The organism is Inquilinus sp. 2KB_23 (genome assembly GCF_052115705.1).
Taxonomy (GTDB): domain Bacteria; phylum Pseudomonadota; class Alphaproteobacteria; order DSM-16000; family Inquilinaceae; genus Inquilinus; species Inquilinus ginsengisoli_A.
Map to the genome: position 1 here is coordinate 67,442 of NZ_JBFRHF010000017.1, position 16,010 is coordinate 83,451.

The 16,010-nt window shown below is 70.8% G+C and carries 15 protein-coding genes and 1 riboswitch; of the genes, 5 read left to right on the plus strand and 10 right to left on the minus strand.

Translation table 11 applies throughout. From position 1 onward, the window contains the following. Positions 1-141: 141 nt before the first annotated feature. Complete coding sequence (locus AB4112_RS21505) at positions 142-1,425, plus strand: CynX/NimT family MFS transporter (protein WP_441722923.1); 1,284 nt, start codon at positions 142-144, stop codon at positions 1,423-1,425. A gap of 145 nt (positions 1,426-1,570) precedes the next feature. Beyond that, positions 1,571-3,223, plus strand: coding sequence for an L-lactate permease (locus tag AB4112_RS21510; RefSeq protein WP_441722925.1), 1,653 nt, complete (start codon positions 1,571-1,573; stop codon positions 3,221-3,223). A gap of 72 nt (positions 3,224-3,295) precedes the next feature. On the opposite strand, the gene rpsD is transcribed toward AB4112_RS21510, so the two are convergent. From rpsD to AB4112_RS21530, 4 genes are all read right to left on the minus strand, one after another. Further along, entirely contained in the window at positions 3,296-3,910 is a 615-nt protein-coding gene (gene rpsD / locus AB4112_RS21515) for a 30S ribosomal protein S4 (RefSeq protein ID WP_309801210.1), read from the minus strand. A 157-nt stretch (positions 3,911-4,067) separates the two neighbouring features. Then, on the minus strand, positions 4,068-4,832 hold the full coding sequence (locus AB4112_RS21520; RefSeq protein WP_441722927.1) for an ABC transporter ATP-binding protein: 765 nt from the start codon (positions 4,830-4,832) through the stop codon (positions 4,068-4,070). After that, positions 4,829-5,869, minus strand: a complete 1,041-nt coding sequence (locus AB4112_RS21525; protein WP_441722929.1) for a FecCD family ABC transporter permease — start codon at positions 5,867-5,869, stop codon at positions 4,829-4,831. Before AB4112_RS21525 ends, AB4112_RS21520 begins: the two co-directional genes overlap by 4 nt. A 7-nt stretch (positions 5,870-5,876) precedes the next feature. Beyond that, a complete protein-coding gene (locus tag AB4112_RS21530; RefSeq protein WP_441722931.1) occupies positions 5,877-6,926 on the minus strand; it encodes an ABC transporter substrate-binding protein in 1,050 nt (349 codons plus the stop codon). 33 nt (positions 6,927-6,959) lie between these two features. Continuing rightward, a riboswitch (cobalamin riboswitch) is annotated at positions 6,960-7,192 on the minus strand. A gap of 159 nt (positions 7,193-7,351) precedes the next feature. Here AB4112_RS21530 and AB4112_RS21535 point away from each other — a divergent pair. The 3 genes from AB4112_RS21535 to AB4112_RS21545 are packed head-to-tail and all read left to right on the plus strand — an operon-like array spanning position 7,352 to position 8,897. Next, positions 7,352-7,984, plus strand: a complete 633-nt coding sequence (locus AB4112_RS21535; RefSeq protein WP_441722933.1) for a PadR family transcriptional regulator — start codon at positions 7,352-7,354, stop codon at positions 7,982-7,984. A 10-nt stretch (positions 7,985-7,994) separates the two neighbouring features. Then, positions 7,995-8,477 (plus strand): Fur family transcriptional regulator, encoded by a 483-nt coding sequence (locus tag AB4112_RS21540; protein WP_441722935.1) that lies wholly within the window; start codon positions 7,995-7,997, stop codon positions 8,475-8,477. 48 nt (positions 8,478-8,525) lie between these two features. Next, the gene (locus AB4112_RS21545; protein WP_441722937.1) at positions 8,526-8,897 is read left to right on the plus strand and encodes a hypothetical protein; all 372 of its coding nucleotides are present in this window, start codon (positions 8,526-8,528) and stop codon (positions 8,895-8,897) included. Positions 8,898-8,905: 8 nt separating this feature from the next. Here AB4112_RS21545 and chrA read toward each other — a convergent pair whose 3' ends face one another. From chrA to AB4112_RS21575, 6 genes are all read right to left on the minus strand, one after another. Beyond that, positions 8,906-10,303, minus strand: coding sequence for a chromate efflux transporter (gene chrA, locus AB4112_RS21550; RefSeq protein WP_441722939.1), 1,398 nt, complete (start codon positions 10,301-10,303; stop codon positions 8,906-8,908). 9 nt (positions 10,304-10,312) lie between these two features. Further along, a complete protein-coding gene (locus tag AB4112_RS21555) occupies positions 10,313-11,185 on the minus strand; it encodes a chromate resistance protein ChrB domain-containing protein (RefSeq protein ID WP_441722941.1) in 873 nt (290 codons plus the stop codon). Between the two features lie 76 nt (positions 11,186-11,261). Next, positions 11,262-12,038 (minus strand): RNA methyltransferase, encoded by a 777-nt coding sequence (locus AB4112_RS21560; protein ID WP_441722943.1) that lies wholly within the window; start codon positions 12,036-12,038, stop codon positions 11,262-11,264. Further along, positions 12,038-13,630, minus strand: coding sequence for a citramalate synthase (gene cimA, locus AB4112_RS21565; RefSeq protein WP_441722945.1), 1,593 nt, complete (start codon positions 13,628-13,630; stop codon positions 12,038-12,040). The genes AB4112_RS21560 and cimA overlap by 1 nt, the downstream gene beginning before the upstream one ends. 4 nt (positions 13,631-13,634) lie before the next feature. After that, complete coding sequence (cysS, locus tag AB4112_RS21570) at positions 13,635-15,020, minus strand: cysteine--tRNA ligase (RefSeq protein WP_309801192.1); 1,386 nt, start codon at positions 15,018-15,020, stop codon at positions 13,635-13,637. A 109-nt stretch (positions 15,021-15,129) separates the two neighbouring features. Continuing rightward, a complete protein-coding gene (locus AB4112_RS21575; RefSeq protein WP_441722947.1) occupies positions 15,130-15,963 on the minus strand; it encodes an NYN domain-containing protein in 834 nt (277 codons plus the stop codon). Positions 15,964-16,010 lie beyond the last annotated feature (47 nt).

Below are 16,010 nucleotides of genomic sequence, written 5' to 3' on the forward strand. Positions count from 1 at the left end.
GCGGTCATGCCGGGACAAGGACCCTGGCATGACGAGGTGGACGGCGCGGCCAGCTTCCACTTCGGTCCAGAATGGCGTTCAAGCGCACCGCTTCCCGTCCCGCGGGAGGCGGCAATCATTCGCGCGATCAGGAGGCCCGCCTTGTCGATAGCCGAGCAGCATCGGAACGCCCCCGGCGCGGCCCCCCACGACCTGTCCGATGATCTGCTGATCGACGCCGAGATCGACGACCTGCCGGCGCCCACCCGCCTGAAGGCCGGGCTGCTGCTGGTGGTCAGCCTGGTGCTGATCGCGATCAACCTGCGCCCGGCGCTGTCCAGCCTGGGGCCGGTGCTGAAGGAGATCATCGCCGACACCGGCCTGTCCGCCGGCGGCGCCAGCCTGCTGACCACCGTCCCGGTCGTCTGCCTCGGCCTGTTCGGCATGCTGGCGCCGCGGATCGCCCGGCGCCTGGGCACCGAGCGGGCGGTGCTGGCGCTGCTGCTGGTGCTGGCCCTGGGCACCGCGCTGCGCGGCCTGGGCACCCCCGCCGCGCTGCTGGTTGGCGCCATCCTGGCCGGCGCCGGCATCGGCGTCACCAACGTGCTGCTGCCGGGCATCGTCAAGCGCGACTTCCCGGACAAGGCGGCGCTGATGACCGGCGTCTACACCATGGCGCTGTGCGCCGGCGCCGCCGTGGCCGCCGGCGCCACTTTGCCGATCGCCCGGGCCGCCGGCGGATCCTGGGCCGTGGCCCTGGCCTTCTGGACCATTCCGGCGGTGATCGCCGCGGCGGTGTGGCTGACCCAGATCCCGCCCCGCCAGGGCCAGGCCGGCCACGCCGGCGTCACCGTGCGCGGCCTGTGGACCGACCCGCTGGCGTGGCAGGTGACGCTGTTCATGGGGCTGCAATCCTCGCTGGCCTACAGCGTCTTCGGCTGGCTGGCCCCGATCCTGCGCGACCGCGGCGTCGAGGGCGTCGCCGCCGGCATCATGGTGTCGGTCTCGATCATGGTGCAGGTCGCCGCCGCCCTGGTGGCGCCGTCGCTGGCGACGCGCGGCCGCGACCAGCGGCTGGCGGCGCTGCTGTGCATGGTGTTCTCGGTCGCCGGCTTCTGGGGCTGCATCTTCGCGCCGCTGGGCACGGTCTGGCTCTGGGTCGTGGTGCTGGGCATCGGCCAGGGCGCCGCCTTCGCCGTGGCGCTGACCCTGGTGGTGCTGCGCAGCCGCGACGCCCATGTCGCGGCCCATCTGTCGTCGATGTCCCAGGGCGTCGGCTACACCCTGGCCTCGGGCGGGCCGCTGTTGATCGGCCTGCTGCACGACTGGACCGGCGGCTGGACCGCGCCGGGCCTGCTGGTGCTGGGCATCGGCCTCGTCGCCGGCGCCGCCGGCATCGGCGCCGGCCGGGCCCGCCAGGTCGCCGCCACTGTCTCATCGCGCTGATTCGACGGCCGGCGGCGTTCGGCCCCCGAACCCAGTCCTAGGAAGAAAGGCAGCCATCCGGCCCAAAGTCAGGGATGATTTGACAACACATCCGCATCGCCCGCAGCCTTTCCGCAACAAAAGGTCGGACAAGGGGGAGAGGGCGATGTGGTCGCAGGTCTATAATCCCTTCGGCAGCATGGCGGCGTCGACGCTGGTGGCCGCCATTCCCATCGTCGTCCTGCTCGGCAGCATCGGGCTGTTCCGGGTCAAGGCGCACCTGGCCGCGGTGCTCGGCCTCATCGCCTCCCTCGCCGTCGCCATCATCGGCTTCGGCATGCCGGCGCAGATGGCAGGGATGGCCGCCGTCTACGGCGCCGCCTACGGGCTGTTGCCGATCGGGTGGATCATTCTCAACGTGATCTTCCTGTATCAGCTGACCAAGGAGAAGGGCGAGTTCGAGGTCCTCAAGGACTCGATCGCCGGCATCACCCGCGACCGCCGGCTGCAGCTGGTGCTGGTGGCCTTCTCCTTCGGCGCCTTCTTCGAGGGCGCGGCCGGCTTCGGCACCCCCGTCGCGGTGACCGGGGCGATGCTGATCGGCCTGGGCTTCGCGCCGCTCGCCGCCTCCGGCCTGTCGCTGATCGCCAACACCGCGCCGGTGGCCTTCGGCGCGCTGGGCACGCCGCTGATCGCGCTGGCCGCGGTCACCGGCCTCGACCTGCTACAGCTCAGCGCCATGGTCGGGCGGCAGCTGCCGGTGTTCTCGATCATCGTGCCGTTCTGGCTGATCTGGGCCTTCGCCGGCTTCCGCGGCATGCTCGGCGTCTGGCCGGCGCTGCTGGTCGCCGGCGTGGCCTTCGCCGTGCCGCAGTTCCTGGTCTCGAACTACCACGGGCCCTGGCTGGTCGACGTCGTCGCCTCGATCGTGTCGATGGGCCTCTTGGCCCTGTTCCTGAAGGCTTGGCATCCCCGGCAGCTGTGGCTGGGCACCGGCCCGGGCGGCGGCACGGCCGAGGCCGAGGCGCAGGCCCATGGCAGCCCCTCGGGCGGCGCGGTGGTGCGCGCCTGGCTGCCCTGGGTGATCCTCAGCGCCTGCGTCTTCCTGTGGGGCTTGCCGCAGGTCAAGGCGGCGCTGGACGGCCTGTCGATGGTCGCCCTGCCGGTCGCCGGGCTGAACGAGCTGGTGCAGAAGGTGCCGCCGGTGGTGACGGCGCCCACGGCGGAGAAGGCGATCTACCTGCTGAACTGGCTGTCGGCCACCGGGTCCGGCATCTTTGTCGCCGCGGTGATCGCCGGCTTCGTCATGGGCTACTCCCCGCTCGGCCTCATCCGCATGTACGGGCGCACCCTGTGGGTGGTGCGCTTCTCGCTGATGACCATCGCCTGCATGCTGGCGCTGGGCTTCGTCACCCGCTACTCCGGCACCGACACCACGCTGGGCCTCGCCTTCGCCGCCACCGGGGTGCTGTACCCGGTGTTCGGCACGCTGCTGGGCTGGCTGGGCGTCGCCCTGACCGGGTCCGACACCTCGTCCAACGTGCTGTTCGGCGGGCTGCAGAAGGTGACGTCGCAGCAGCTGGGCCTCAACCCGGTGCTGATGGCGGCGGCCAACAGCTCCGGCGGCGTCATGGGCAAGATGATCGACATGCAGAGCATCGTCGTCGCCTCGACCGCCACCCGCTGGTACGGGCATGAGAGCGACATCCTGCGCTACGTCTTCTTCCACTCCATCGCGCTGGCGCTGCTGGTCGGCCTGCTGGTGCTGGGCCAGGCCTATCTGTGGCCGCTGACCCTGATGGTCCCCGGCAGCGGCTGACCGCCCGCCGCATGCACAAACAAAAAGGGGCGCCCGGAGGCGCCCCTTTTCCCGTCGGTCAGCCGGCTGAAATCAGCGGCTGTAGAACTCGACCACCAGGTTCGGTTCCATCTGGACCGGATACGGCACGTCGGCCAGGGCCGGGCTGCGGATCAGCTTGCCCTTCATGGAGCCGTGATCGACCTCGAGGTAGTCGGGCACGTCACGCTCGGATGAGGACACGGCGCCGAGCACGACCGGCAGCTCGCGCGACTTCTCCTTGACCTCGATGACGTCGCCTTCCTTGACCTGGTAGGACGGAATGTTGACGCGCTTGCCGTTGACCAGGATGTGGCCGTGGTTGACGATCTGGCGCGCCGCGAACACGGTGGGCACGAACTTCAGGCGGTAGACCACGGTGTCGAGGCGGCGCTCGAGCAGGCCGATCAGGTTCTCGCCGGTGTCGCCCTTGCGGCGCACGGCCTCGTCGAACAGGCGGCGGAACTGCTTCTCGCCGATGTTGCCGTAGTAGCCCTTCAGCTTCTGCTTGGACATCAGCTGCGTGCCGAAATCGGTCGGCTTCTTGCGCCGCTGGCCATGCTGGCCCGGGCCGTATTCGCGGTTGTTCAGGGGGCTCTTCGGACGGCCCCAGAGGTTGACGCCAAGGCGGCGGTCGATCTTGTGCTTCGAATTCTGGCGCTTGCTCACGCGCGCATTCCTTCTCTCGATATTGTCCCGGTAGGCCCTGCCGACGGCAAGGCGGGGCGCCGGCTCACGCACCGGACCCACGTTCCCAGGAATGGAAGCGGTGAAAAAGCCCATTCCGGACCGATTGTCAAGCCTGGAGGCGCGTGCCGGGCCACCGCTAGCCCGGGAGGTAGTGAATATGGGGCCGGCCGTGATGCGGCGAAACCTCGACATGGGCGCGCACGCCGAACACGTCGCGGATCGTCGCCTCGGTCAGGATCTCCTCCGGCGCGCCGGCGCAGACCACCCGCCCGTCCCGCAGCAGCGCCACCGCGTCGCAGAACATCGCCGCCAGGTTGAGGTCGTGCAGCGCCACGATGCTGGTCGCCGGCAGCCGCCCGACCAGCGCCAGGATCTCGAGCTGGTGCTGCACGTCGAGATGGTTGGTCGGCTCGTCCAGCAAGAGCTCGGTCGGGGTCTGCGCCAGGGCCCGGGCGATCTGCGCCCGCTGGCGTTCACCGCCCGACAGGGTGTGCCACAGCTGGCCGCGCTTGCCGGCCATGCCCATGCGCAGCAGCGAATCCTCCACCGCCGCGTCGTCCTGTGCGGTCCAGGGCGACAGCGGGCCGCGATGCGGGGTGCGGCCGAGGCGGACGACGTCGAGCACGGTGACCTGGGCGTCGGTCGCCGCCTGCTGCTCAACCAGGGCGACGCGGCGGGCGATGGCGGCGCGCGGCAGGTCGGCGATGTCGGCCCCGCCCAGCGTGACCACGCCGCTGGCCACCCGGCGCAGGCGGCAGATCAGGCGCAGCAGGGTCGACTTGCCGGCGCCGTTCGGCCCCAGCAGCCCCAGCATCCGGCCGGGCTCCGCCGCGAGGGTGACGCCATCGACGATCATCCGGCCGCCGGCGGCCCAGCGCACGTCATGGGTGGCGATGGTCATGCCGTCCGCCTCGCCCGGTAGAGGATGATGGCGAAGGCCGGGGCGCCGAACAGGGCGGTGACCACGCCGATCGGCAGGATCTGCTGCGGGATGATGATGCGCGAGACGATGTCGGCCAGCACCATGAAGATGGCGCCGATCATCGCCGAGGCCGGCAGCAGCCTGATATGGCCGGGCCCGACCAGGAAGCGCGCCGCATGCGGGATGACCAGCCCGACGAAGCCGATCGACCCGACGATGCTGACCATGGTCGCGGTCATCGCCGCGGTGGCCCCGAATAGCACCAGCCGCACCCGGGTCACGGCGATGCCGAGCGACGCCGCGGCATCGGCCCCGAAGGTGAAGGCGTCGAGCGCCCGGGCGTGCAGGATGCAGATGGCGAAGCCGGCCAGGGCGACCGGCGCCGCGACATGGGCGTCCGGCCAGCGCACGCCGCCGAGGCTGCCGAGCAGCCAGAACATCACGCCGCGCGCCTGTTCGGCGTTGGCCGAGGTGGTGACGATATAGGAGGTCAGGGCGTTGAACAGCTGCGACCCGGCGACCCCCGCCAGGATGATGCGGTCGGTGCCGCCCCCGGCCCCGGCCGCCAGCAGCGACACCAGGGCGAAGGCCAGCACCGCGCCGATGAAGGCGCCGCCGGAGAGCGAGATGGCACCGCCGCCGAATCCCGCGATCATCACCGCGACGGCGCCGGTCGACGCCCCGGCGGAGATGCCGAGGACATAGGGTTCCGCCAGCGGGTTGCGCAGCAGCGCCTGCAGGATGGCGCCCGACAGCGCCAGCGCCGCGCCGCTGCAGGCCGCCACCACGGCGCGGCTGAGCCGGTAGTCCCAGATTACGCCTTCCTGGATCGGGCTGAGCGCGAAGCCCATGCCCAGCAGCCGGTTGCCCAGCGCCTGGAAGGTGATGGCCAGCGGAATCGCCATCTCGCCGATCGACACGGCGACGCCGATGGCCGCGACCAGCACGGCCACGGCGAGGACCGTGGCCAGGGCCCGCAGGCCCCAGCCACCGCCGAGGATCGGCCCCCGGATCACGCCCGGATCACTTCGCCAGCCCGAAGGCCTTGATGCCGTTCGCCAGCGCCTCGATGCCGTCGACCGCGCGGATCGACGCCTCCATCGCCTGGACGTTCATCATGACGAAGTGCCTATCGCGCACCGCCGGCAGCTTGCTGACCACCGGATCGGTCGCCAGGAAGTTCAGCTTCACCGCCGGGTCGTCGGCGGCGTAGCGGCGGCGGCTCATCTCCGCGATCACGATGATGGCGGGGTTGGAGGCGGCGACCTGCTCCCAGCTCACCGACGGCCATTCCTCTTCCGTGGTGACGATGTTGCGGGCGCCGAGCGTCTGCATGATGTAGGCGGGCACGCCGTTCTTGCCGGCCATGAAGGCATCGCCCTGGACCTCCTTGCTGGAGAACCAGAACACCACCGGCACGTTGCTGCCCTTGATGCCGGCAACCTCGGCGATGGCGGCGGCCTCGCGCTGCTTCAGCCGGGCGACCAGCGCGTCGCCGCGGTCGCCGACGTCGAAGATCGCGGCCAGGTCGTGGATCTCCCGATAGACCAGATCCATGCTGAACAGCCGCTTGCGCACGCCGTCCCCGCCGCCGGAATTGTCCTTCCCGACGCAGTCGGCCGGCGCGACGTAGGTGGGGATGCCCAGTTCGGCGAACTGCTCGCGCTTGCCCACCGACCCGTTGGGCCCGACATGCCATTCATACTGGGCGGTCACCAGGTCGGGCTCCTGCCCCACCACGGATTCGAAGCTGGGGTCGTTGTCGGCCAGGCGCTTGATCTTGTCGTTGGCCGCCTCGTAGCCCTTGAGCACCGGGCCGAACCACACGGCGGTGCCGACGATGCGGTCGGCGAGGCCGAGCGACAGCAGGATCTCGGTGCTGCTCTGCCCGATCGACACCGCCCGCTGCGGCGCCTTGGCGAAGGTGACGTCGACGCCGCAGTTGCTGATGGTCAACGGGTAGTGCGTCGGCCCGGCCGAGGCGGCGGGCGCCAGGCCGAACAGGACCAGGCCGGCGGCGACGGCCGCGGCCGGGATGAGCGAACGGAAGGTACGGTGGGGAACGGCCGTCATGATGCCTCCTGCCCGGGCCACCCCGCCCGGGAAACGGATTGCGCTGCGACGGCAGGTCTCCTGGCTCGCAGATCTTGGCTTCGCGTCTGCCTTCCCACCGGATCCGGCTTCGGACCCAGCAGTGGCATGGCGCCTCGTCGGAGAGGCGTCACGAGGACGTTCGGCGATCCGCTGACAGTTGCGGGGGCAGCCACGGACTCCGCGCGGATGCGCGTCACCGTGTTCCCTTTTGATCCCGTGCGGGAACCGTCGGGGCGATGTGTATCGCCCCCGTCGCGGCGCGGTCAATGGACGCTGGACGCCAAGGCTGCCCGGCCCCTGCGGTTCTTGCAGGCAGGGTCCGAAGACACATCTTTAGATATATCTTGAAACCCATCTCGAAGAGACCTATCTTCCGATATATCGAAGTCTAAAGGAGAGTTTCGATGTTCGGAATGAGAGGCCATCGTGGCCAGCGCGGCGAATGCGGCGACGGGATGTGGGCCGGGGGCCGTGGCCGCCGGATGTTCGGCCATCACGGCGGCGGCGAAGGCGGCGGCCGCGGCTTCGGCGGCGGCGACATGATGCGCGCCGGGCGGATGCTGGCGCATGGCGACCTGCGCCTGGTGGCGCTGACTCTGATCGCGGAGCAGCCGCGCCACGGCTACGAGATCATCAAGCTGATCGAGGAGAAGACCGCCGGCTGGTACAGCCCGAGCCCCGGCGTGGTGTACCCGACGCTGACCTATCTCGAGGAGGCCGGCTACGTCACGGTCGAGACCGAGGGCACCAAGAAGCTGTACACCATCACCCCCGAAGGCCGGGCCTATATCGAGGAGAACCGGTCGATCGTCGATGCCATCCTGGGCCGCCTGTTCGCCATCGGCGAGAAGATGGCCCGGGTGAACCGGGCGTTCGGCGGCGACCGCGAGCGGTCCAGCCGGCTGCCGGCGCTGGTCCATGCGGCGCTGGACAATTTGCGCGAGGTCGCCGGCCACAAGATCGACGGCGATGCCGAGGCCGAGACCCAGATCGTCGAGATCCTGGCCCGCGCCGCGGCCGAGATCCGGCGCGGCTGAGGGCGGCGGCATGAGCCCCGCCCCTGCCCTTTCCCTGACGACCCTGTCGGCCCCGGCCGAGGCCCGGCTGCGCGATGCCGGGCTGCGGCCGACCCGGCCGCGCCGCATCCTGCTGGGGGTGCTGGCCGAGGCCGAGCGCGCGCTCGACGCCCAGGAGATCCTGGGCCGGGCGCGGCGGCTGGATCCGCGGATCAGCCTGGCCACGGTCTACCGCTTCCTGGCGGCGCTGCGCCGGGTCGGCATCGCCGGCTGGTGGAGCGAGCCCGTCCGGCATCCGGCCTATGGGCCGGTCGCCGCCGCGGCCCCGCCGGAGCGATTGACCCTGGGCGACGTCCAGCTGCGCGCGGCGCTGGCCGACGTGCTGCGGCAGTTCGGCTACCGCCTGATCCGCGCCCGCGTCGATCTGGCGGTCGAGCGGCTGCATCCCGAGGCACCGCTGGCCGAAGCATGGCCGCAGACGGCCCGGGTCCCCAGTCTGCTCGACCGGTTCTAGGCCCGGCACGGCCGCCGGGCGGCATCACATCGGACAGGGAGTCGCCGCATGGCGGACGGCCTGCTTCTTCTCGCAGCGCTGCTGCTGATCGTCACCGCCGCCGTGCATTCGGTGGCGGGCGAAAGGCGGCTGATCGGCCCGCTGCTGACCCGCCGCGACGGCATCCTGGCCAACCGCCTGGCCCGGTTCGTGCTGCGCTTCGCCTGGCACATCACCAGCATCGCCTGGGCGGTCATCGCCGTGATCCTGCTGGCGCTGGTGCTGGACCCGGTGGCGGTGCGCTGGTGGGCGGCGGCCGCGACCGGCGCAGCCTTCACCGCCATCGGGGCGTTCACCGCCATCTCCAGCCGCGGCCGCCATCTCGGCTGGCCGTTCCTGACCGGGATCGGCCTCACCGCCCTGGCCTCGCTGCTGGCCTGAATTCCTCCTCACGCCGTCAGCCACAAGAGCGCGGCCCCGGCGGCTGCGCTGCCGATCAGCGTCGGGATCATGCCGACCCTGAAGTGCAGCATGGCAACCATCGAGGCCCCGGCCAGACAGGCGGCCCGCCAGTCCAGAGACGAGAGGACGGGCAGGTCGGGGCCGACGCCGAGTACCTCGACCGTCACCACCGCGCGGAACATCACATGCAGCGCGAACCACAGGGCCAGGTTGAGGATGACCCCGACCACGGCAGCGGTGATGGCCGACAACGCCGCAGAGACGGCGCGGTTGCCGCGCAGCGTCTCGACATAGGGCGCACCGAGGAAGATCCACATGAAGCATGGGGCGAAGGTGACCCATGTGGTGAGAAGGGCGCCGAGGCCGCCGGCGACGATCGGGTTCAACCCGCCGGGGTCTCGGAACGCCGCGAGAAAGCCGACGAACTGGAGCACCATGATGAGGGGCCCCGGCGTCGTCTCGGCCAGGCCGAGACCGTCGGCCATCTCCCCCGGCCCGAGCCAGCCGAACGTGTCGACGGCCGCCTGGGCGACATAGGCCAGCACGGCATAGGCGCCGCCGAAAGTGATCACGGCCATCGTGCTGAAGAAGCCGCCGATCTGGGTCCACACGCTGGCTGAGCCTGTGAACGCCCACAGCAGCACGACCGGCCCCAACCAGAGGGGCAGCCAGATCGCCAGCACCCGAACGGCGCGGGACCAGGACGGCTCGGCATGGGTCAGTTCGCCGCGCTCGAACATCGCGTCGACCACACCGACAAAGGCTGGCCCCGCTGCACCGGCCTTGTGACCGGCGCCGGTGAAGGATGCCGGCGCATGCCTGCTGCCGATCCAGCCGATGATGCCGGCCGCGAGCACGATGATCGGAAAGGGTATCCTTAGCGCATAGATGCCGACGAAGGCCGCCGCTGCGATGGCGATCATCGCGCGATTTTTGAGCGCCCGGCGGCCGATGCGGATCACAGCCTCTATGACCACGGCCAGGACCGCGGCCTTCACACCGAAGAAGATGGCGTCGACCACAGGCACCTGCCGGAAGCAGGCATAGAGGATGCTGAGGCCGAGCATCACGAACGCGCCCGGCAGCACGAACAGGATGCCGGCCACCAGCCCGCCCACCGTCCGGTGCAGCAGCCAGCCGATGTAGATCGCCAGCTGCTGCGCCTCCGGTCCCGGCAGCAGCATGCAATAGTTCAGCGCATGCAGGAACCGCTGCTCGCCGATCCAGCGCCGCTCATCCACCAGCATCCGGTGCATCAGCGCGATCTGGCCGGCCGGCCCCCCGAAGCTGAGAAGACCGATCCTGGCCCAGACCTTCAGCGCCTCGCCGAAACTGGGCCGGGCGGCCTCCGAGGATCCGGAGGCCGCTGTCGAAATCGTGGACATGATCCGCCCTCACGCCGGCTTGGTGGTGGAGGGCCAGTTGTGGGTTTCCTCGGTCGCGTCCCTGCACCAGCGATACAAGGCATCGTAGAGCACCATGCTGGCGTCCAGCTGCTCCAGATCGTCGCGGAACATCCGCGACAGGCCGAGGGCGGCCGCCAGGAAGCCGGCGGCCTGGGGCACGAGGTCGAGCCGGGCGGTGTCGGCAGCCCGCACGATCGCGGCCAGACGATCCAGGGCCTCGGCCCGCAGCCCGAACTCCCCGACCATCGTGTCGAAGGTGCAGGTCTCGCCGCGATGGCTCCAGAACACGCCGTCGATGTCGAAGGGCGTCGCGCCGAACCGGTCCGCCACCAGGGGCACCTCGGCGGGCGCCACGAACAGGAAGACGGCGTCCGGATCGACGAAGCGGCGGATCAGCCAGGGGCAGGCGATGCGATCGACCTTCGGCCGGGCGCGCGTCACCCAGACCGTCCGGCCCGAGGCATCGCGCGGCGGCAGCTTGTCGACGGAGACCAGAAGCCCGCCGGCATCGCGCCAGGCCTCGAAACCGCCTTCCAGCGACTCCGCCTCGGCGCCCTCGTGGCGCAGCCAGGCCGCGACCCCCTGGCTGAGCTTCTGGCCGCGCTGGCAGACGACCACGACGTGCCGATGGGCGAACCCGGAGGCCCACGCCGGGACAGCCTTGAAATCGCGGCGGATGGCGGTGGGCAGAAGCCGCGTGTCGGCGTCGTAGTCCTCGTCCGTGCGCACGTCGACGATCATCGGCGCCTTCGGCATGCCGATGAGGCGGGAAAGCTGAGAAACGGTGATTTCAGTGTTCGATGGCATGAGCGTCCGTCCCGTGTCGGGAGCATGGACGCGATATTCAGGCTGTCGCCTCACGGGGCAATCGCGAATAACCCCTTGCCATCAGGATACGCAGAAGGCCGCGCCTGTGCAACGTCAGACGGGGCGCGCCCTACTCCCCGCCCGATTCCTTCCGCAGGCCGGACAAGGCGACGATGATGCCGTGCAGCGTCCGCACCTCTTGGGTCGACAGCTGGGCCCGCTGCAGGAAGGCGCGGATGTTGCGCTGCATGCTCGGCCGCTTTTCCGGCACCCGGAAGAAGCCGCGGGCGTCGAGCGCCTGTTCGAGATGCTCGAACATGTTGACCAGTTGGTCCTTGGTCGCCGGCGGGGTGTCGTCCTCATAGGACAGCTGCCGTTCCGGCGTCGCGTCGCCGGCGGTGAACCATTCGTAGGACACCAGCAACACGGCCTGGGCCAGGTTCAGCGAGGAGAAGGCCGGGTTCAGCGGCACGTTGACCACAGCGTCGGCCAGGGCGACGTCGTCATTGGTCATGCCGGCCCGCTCCGGCCCGAACAGAATGCCGCAATTCGCGCCCACGGCGTGATGCGCCCGCATCTCCTCCGCCGCCCGGCGCGGCGTCACCACCGGCTTCAGCTGGTCGCGCAGCCGCGCCGTGGTGGCGTAGACGGCGGTGAGGCCGGCGATCGCATCCTCGGTCCGCTCGAACACCCGGACCTGGTCCAGCACGGCGTCGGCGCCGGAGGCGGTCGGCACCGCCCTGGGGTTCGGCCAACCGTCGCGCGGCCGCACCAGGCGCAGGTCGGTCAGGCCGCAATTCAGCATCGCCCGCGCCGCGGTGCCGATGTTCTCGCCCATCTGCGGCTCGATCAGGATGATCGCCGGGCCGCCGGTGCGCGGCGTCTGGGTCTGGTCGGTGCCGGCCATCAGATCGGGGCGGCGCCGGAGCGCAGCAGCTTGGTGGTGAAGCTGTCGCCCAGCGCCTCGAAGGACGCGTCGATGATGTTGGTCGAGACCCCGATGGTCGACCAGCGGCTGCCGTCCGAATCCTCGGTCTCGATCATCACCCGCGGCATGGCCCCGGTGCCGTCGTTGGAGCGGAGGATGCGGACCTTGAAGTCGACCAGGCGCAGCGGCTTCAGCGCGGGATAGGCCGGCTCCAGCGCCTTGCGCATGGCGTTGTCGAGCGCGTTGACCGGGCCGTTGCCGAAGGAGACCTCGTGCAGGGTCCTGTCGCCGACCCGGACCAGCACCGTGGCCTCGGATTCCTGGACGATCTCGCCGCGGGCGTTGAAGCGCCGCTCATCGACCACGGTGAAGCGCTCCATGGTGAAGAAGGACGGCACCTGGCCCAGCATGCGCCGGGCCAGCAGCTCGAAGCTGGCGGCGGCGGTGTCGTAGGAATAGCCCTCGAACTCGCGCTGCTTCACCAGGTCGACCAGCCGCTCGACATTGCGGTCCTTGGGGTCGATGGCGACGCCGATCTCGGCGAAGCGCGCCAGGATGTTCGACCGCCCGGCCTGGTCGGAGACCACGAGGTGCCGGCGGTTGCCCACCCGCTCCGGCGCCATGTGCTCGTAGGAGCGCGGATCCTTGGCGATGGCCGAGGCGTGCAGCCCACCCTTATGGGCGAAGGCGCGGCCGCCGACATAGGGCGCGCTGGTCTGCGGCGCGCGGTCCAGCCGCTCGTCGAACCAGTGGCTGAGCTCGGTCAGCGAGGCCAGCCCGGCCTCGGTCACCCCGGTCTCGAAGCCCATCTTCAGGGCCAGGGTCGGGATCAGGGTGATCAGGTTGGCGTTGCCGCAGCGCTCGCCCAGGCCGTTCAGCGTGCCCTGGACCTGGCGCACCCCCGCCCGCACCGCCGCCAGGGTGTTGGCCACGGCGTTGCCGGTGTCGTCATGGGTGTGGATGCCCAGCCGGTCGCCCGGGATGTGGCGGGCCACGGCGGTGACGATCTCGCTCACCTCATGCGGCAGGGTGCCGCCATTGGTGTCGCACAGCACCACCCAGCGCGCGCCGGCCTCGAACGCCGCCTTGGCGCAGGCCAGGGCGTAGTCCGGGTTGGCCTTGTAGCCGTCGAAGAAATGCTCGCAGTCGAAGCCGAGCTCGCGGCCGCGCCCGACCACCTCGGCGACGCTGTCGCGGATCAGCTCGATGTTCTCCTCGCGCGGGATGCCCAGTGCGATGTCGACATGGAAATCCCAGGTCTTGCCGACGATCGAGATCGCCGGCACGCCGCTGTTCAAGAGCGCCGACAGGCCAGGGTCGTTGGCGGCGCTGCGCCCCGGCCGCCGGGTCATGCCGAAGGCGGTGAACAGGGCGTGGTTCATCTTCGGCGGCGCCGCGAACAGCGCGTCGTCGGTCGGGTTCGCGCCCGGCCAGCCGCCCTCGACATAGTCGATGCCCAGCGCGTCCAGCCGCCGGGCGATGGCGATCTTGTCGGCGACCGAGAAGTCCACGCCCTGGGTCTGCGCCCCGTCGCGCAGCGTGGTGTCGAACAGGTAGAGCCGCTCGCTCATCGCCTCACCATTCCCGGCGCCACAAGGTGCGGTCCGGCTTGTCTTCGAGCGCGACGCCGGCCGCGACCAGCTGGTCGCGGATGCGGTCGGCCTCGGCGAAGTTCTTGGCCGCCCGCGCCGCCCGCCGGTCGGCGATCAGCGTCTCGATCTCGGCATCGGTCAGGCCCGCCCCGGCCTTGGGCTGCCAGCGGAACCAGTCCTCCGGGTCCTGCTCCAGCAGGCCCAGCAGCGCGCCGCCGGCCAGGATCTCGCCCTTCAGCCGGGCCTGCAGCACCGGATCGGTGGTCTTGTTCAGCGCCCCCGCCAGATCGTGCAGCGCGGCCAGGGCCTGCGAGGTGTTGAGGTCGTCCTCCAGCGCGCTGCGCACCAGGTGCGGCGCATCCTTCGGCTCGATCGCCGCCACCGCCCCGGCGCCGCGCAGGGCGCCGTACAGCCGGTCCAGCGCCGCCCGCGCCTGCCGCACGCCCTCCTTGGTGAAGTCGAAGGGCTGGCGGTAATGGCCGGATAGCAGGGTGTAGCGCAGCGCCTCGCCGGGGAACTCTTCCAGCAGCTCGCGCGGCGTGTAGAAGTTGCCGAGCGATTTCGACATCTTCTCGCCTTCGGCCATCAGGAAGCCGTTGTGCAGCCAGTAGCGCGCCATGGCTGGGGTGCCGTGGGCGCAGCGGCTCTGCGCGATCTCGTTCTCGTGGTGCGGGAACACCAGGTCGATGCCGCCGGCATGGATGTCGAAGATGTCGCCGAGATGGGCGGCCGCCATGGCCGAGCACTCGATATGCCAGCCCGGCCGGCCGCGGCCCCAGGGGCTGTCCCACCCCGGCTGGTCGTCGGCCGATGGCTTCCACAGCACGAAATCGGCCGGATCCCGCTTGTAGGGCGCGACATCCACCCGGGCGCCGTCGATCTGCTCGTCGCGGTTGCGGCGCGACAGCTGGCCGTAATCCGGCATCGACGGCACGTTGAACAGCACGTGGCCCTCGGCGGCGTAGGCATTGCCCTTGGCAACCAGGGTGCCGATCATGTCGACCATCTGAGGGATATGCTCGGTGGCGCGCGGCTGGATGTCCGGCACCCGGGCGCCCAGGGCGGCCATGTCCTCGGCGAAGACCTCGCCGGTGCGCTGGGTCAGCGCGCCGATGGTCTCGCCGTTGGCCTTCGCCCGCTCGATGATCTTGTCGTCGATGTCGGTGATGTTGCGGACGTACGTCACCCGCGGATACTGCGACCGCAGCAGCCGGTACAGCACGTCGAACACCACGATCGGCCGGGCGTTGCCGATATGGGCGTAGTCATAGACCGTGGGGCCGCAGACATACATGCGCACATGGCTCGGGTCGATCGGGACGAAGGCTTCCTTCGTCCGGCTGAGCGTGTTGTGCAGGGTGAGCGCCACGGGTCGGAATCCTACTGGTCTGGCTTGCGGTCCGGCCGGTCGGTCGGGACCGCGACGATTACCAGATCAGGCCCGTGGCGTCCAAGGTTCCGGCCGCAAGGCAGCCCGGTCAGYGACGCTTGCCGAACCAGCCCTTGCGCTGCGGCACCACCGGCGCGCCGGCCATCAGCGGCGGCCCGGCGGGGCCGGCCTCCGGCTCGTCGAACTGGGCGGTCAGCGACGGGCGGTGGGCGCGGGCCTGGGCGGGCTGGCGCGGCGCCTCAGTCGCCATAGCCGGGCCGAGGCGGCCGGGCTTCGCGACGGCGGGCGGGCCGACGCGCAGCCGCGGCGCCGGCTCGGCCAAGCGCGGAGTCGGTGCAGGCTCCGGGCGCAGAGCCGGGGCTGGTTCGGGCCGGCGGGTGGCCGCGGCCGGGCGGGGAGCCATCGGGAGCGTGGCCGAGAGCCGGGCCGGTATTGCGGCGGGAATCGGGCGGCCGAGGAGCGCGCAATCGACGAAGCGGTCGCATTCCGCCTGGAACAGCGGGTCGGTGCGGCGGGCCGGACCGATGCCGATCACCTGCCGGCCGTGGCGGCGCAGGCTGCGCACCAGCGGCAGCAGCGCGGCGCTGCCGGTCACCAGCACGACGGTGCCGACATCGCCGTCGATCAGCACGACCTCCAGGGCGTCGACCACCAGGCGCAGCGCGGCGGCGTCGCGGCCCGGCTCGGTCTCGGTGGTCTGGACCTGGTCGAAGCCGTGGCGGTGGGCGACGCTGCGCAGATCCGGCAAGGCCGCCCAATCGGCATAGGCGATGCGCCGGGCCGGGCGGCAGACGGTGTCGAGCGCGCCGAGGATGCGGGCAAGGCCCTCCGGCTCGTCAGCGGCGAGCGAGGCGACATCGAGGAAGACCGCGGCCACCGGCAGCGCCGGGGTCTCTTGGGCAGGCGAAGTCTCGTCGGTCATGATCGCTTCTTAACCCGGCCGGCGGGGTGCCGCCAAGGGGGGCCGGG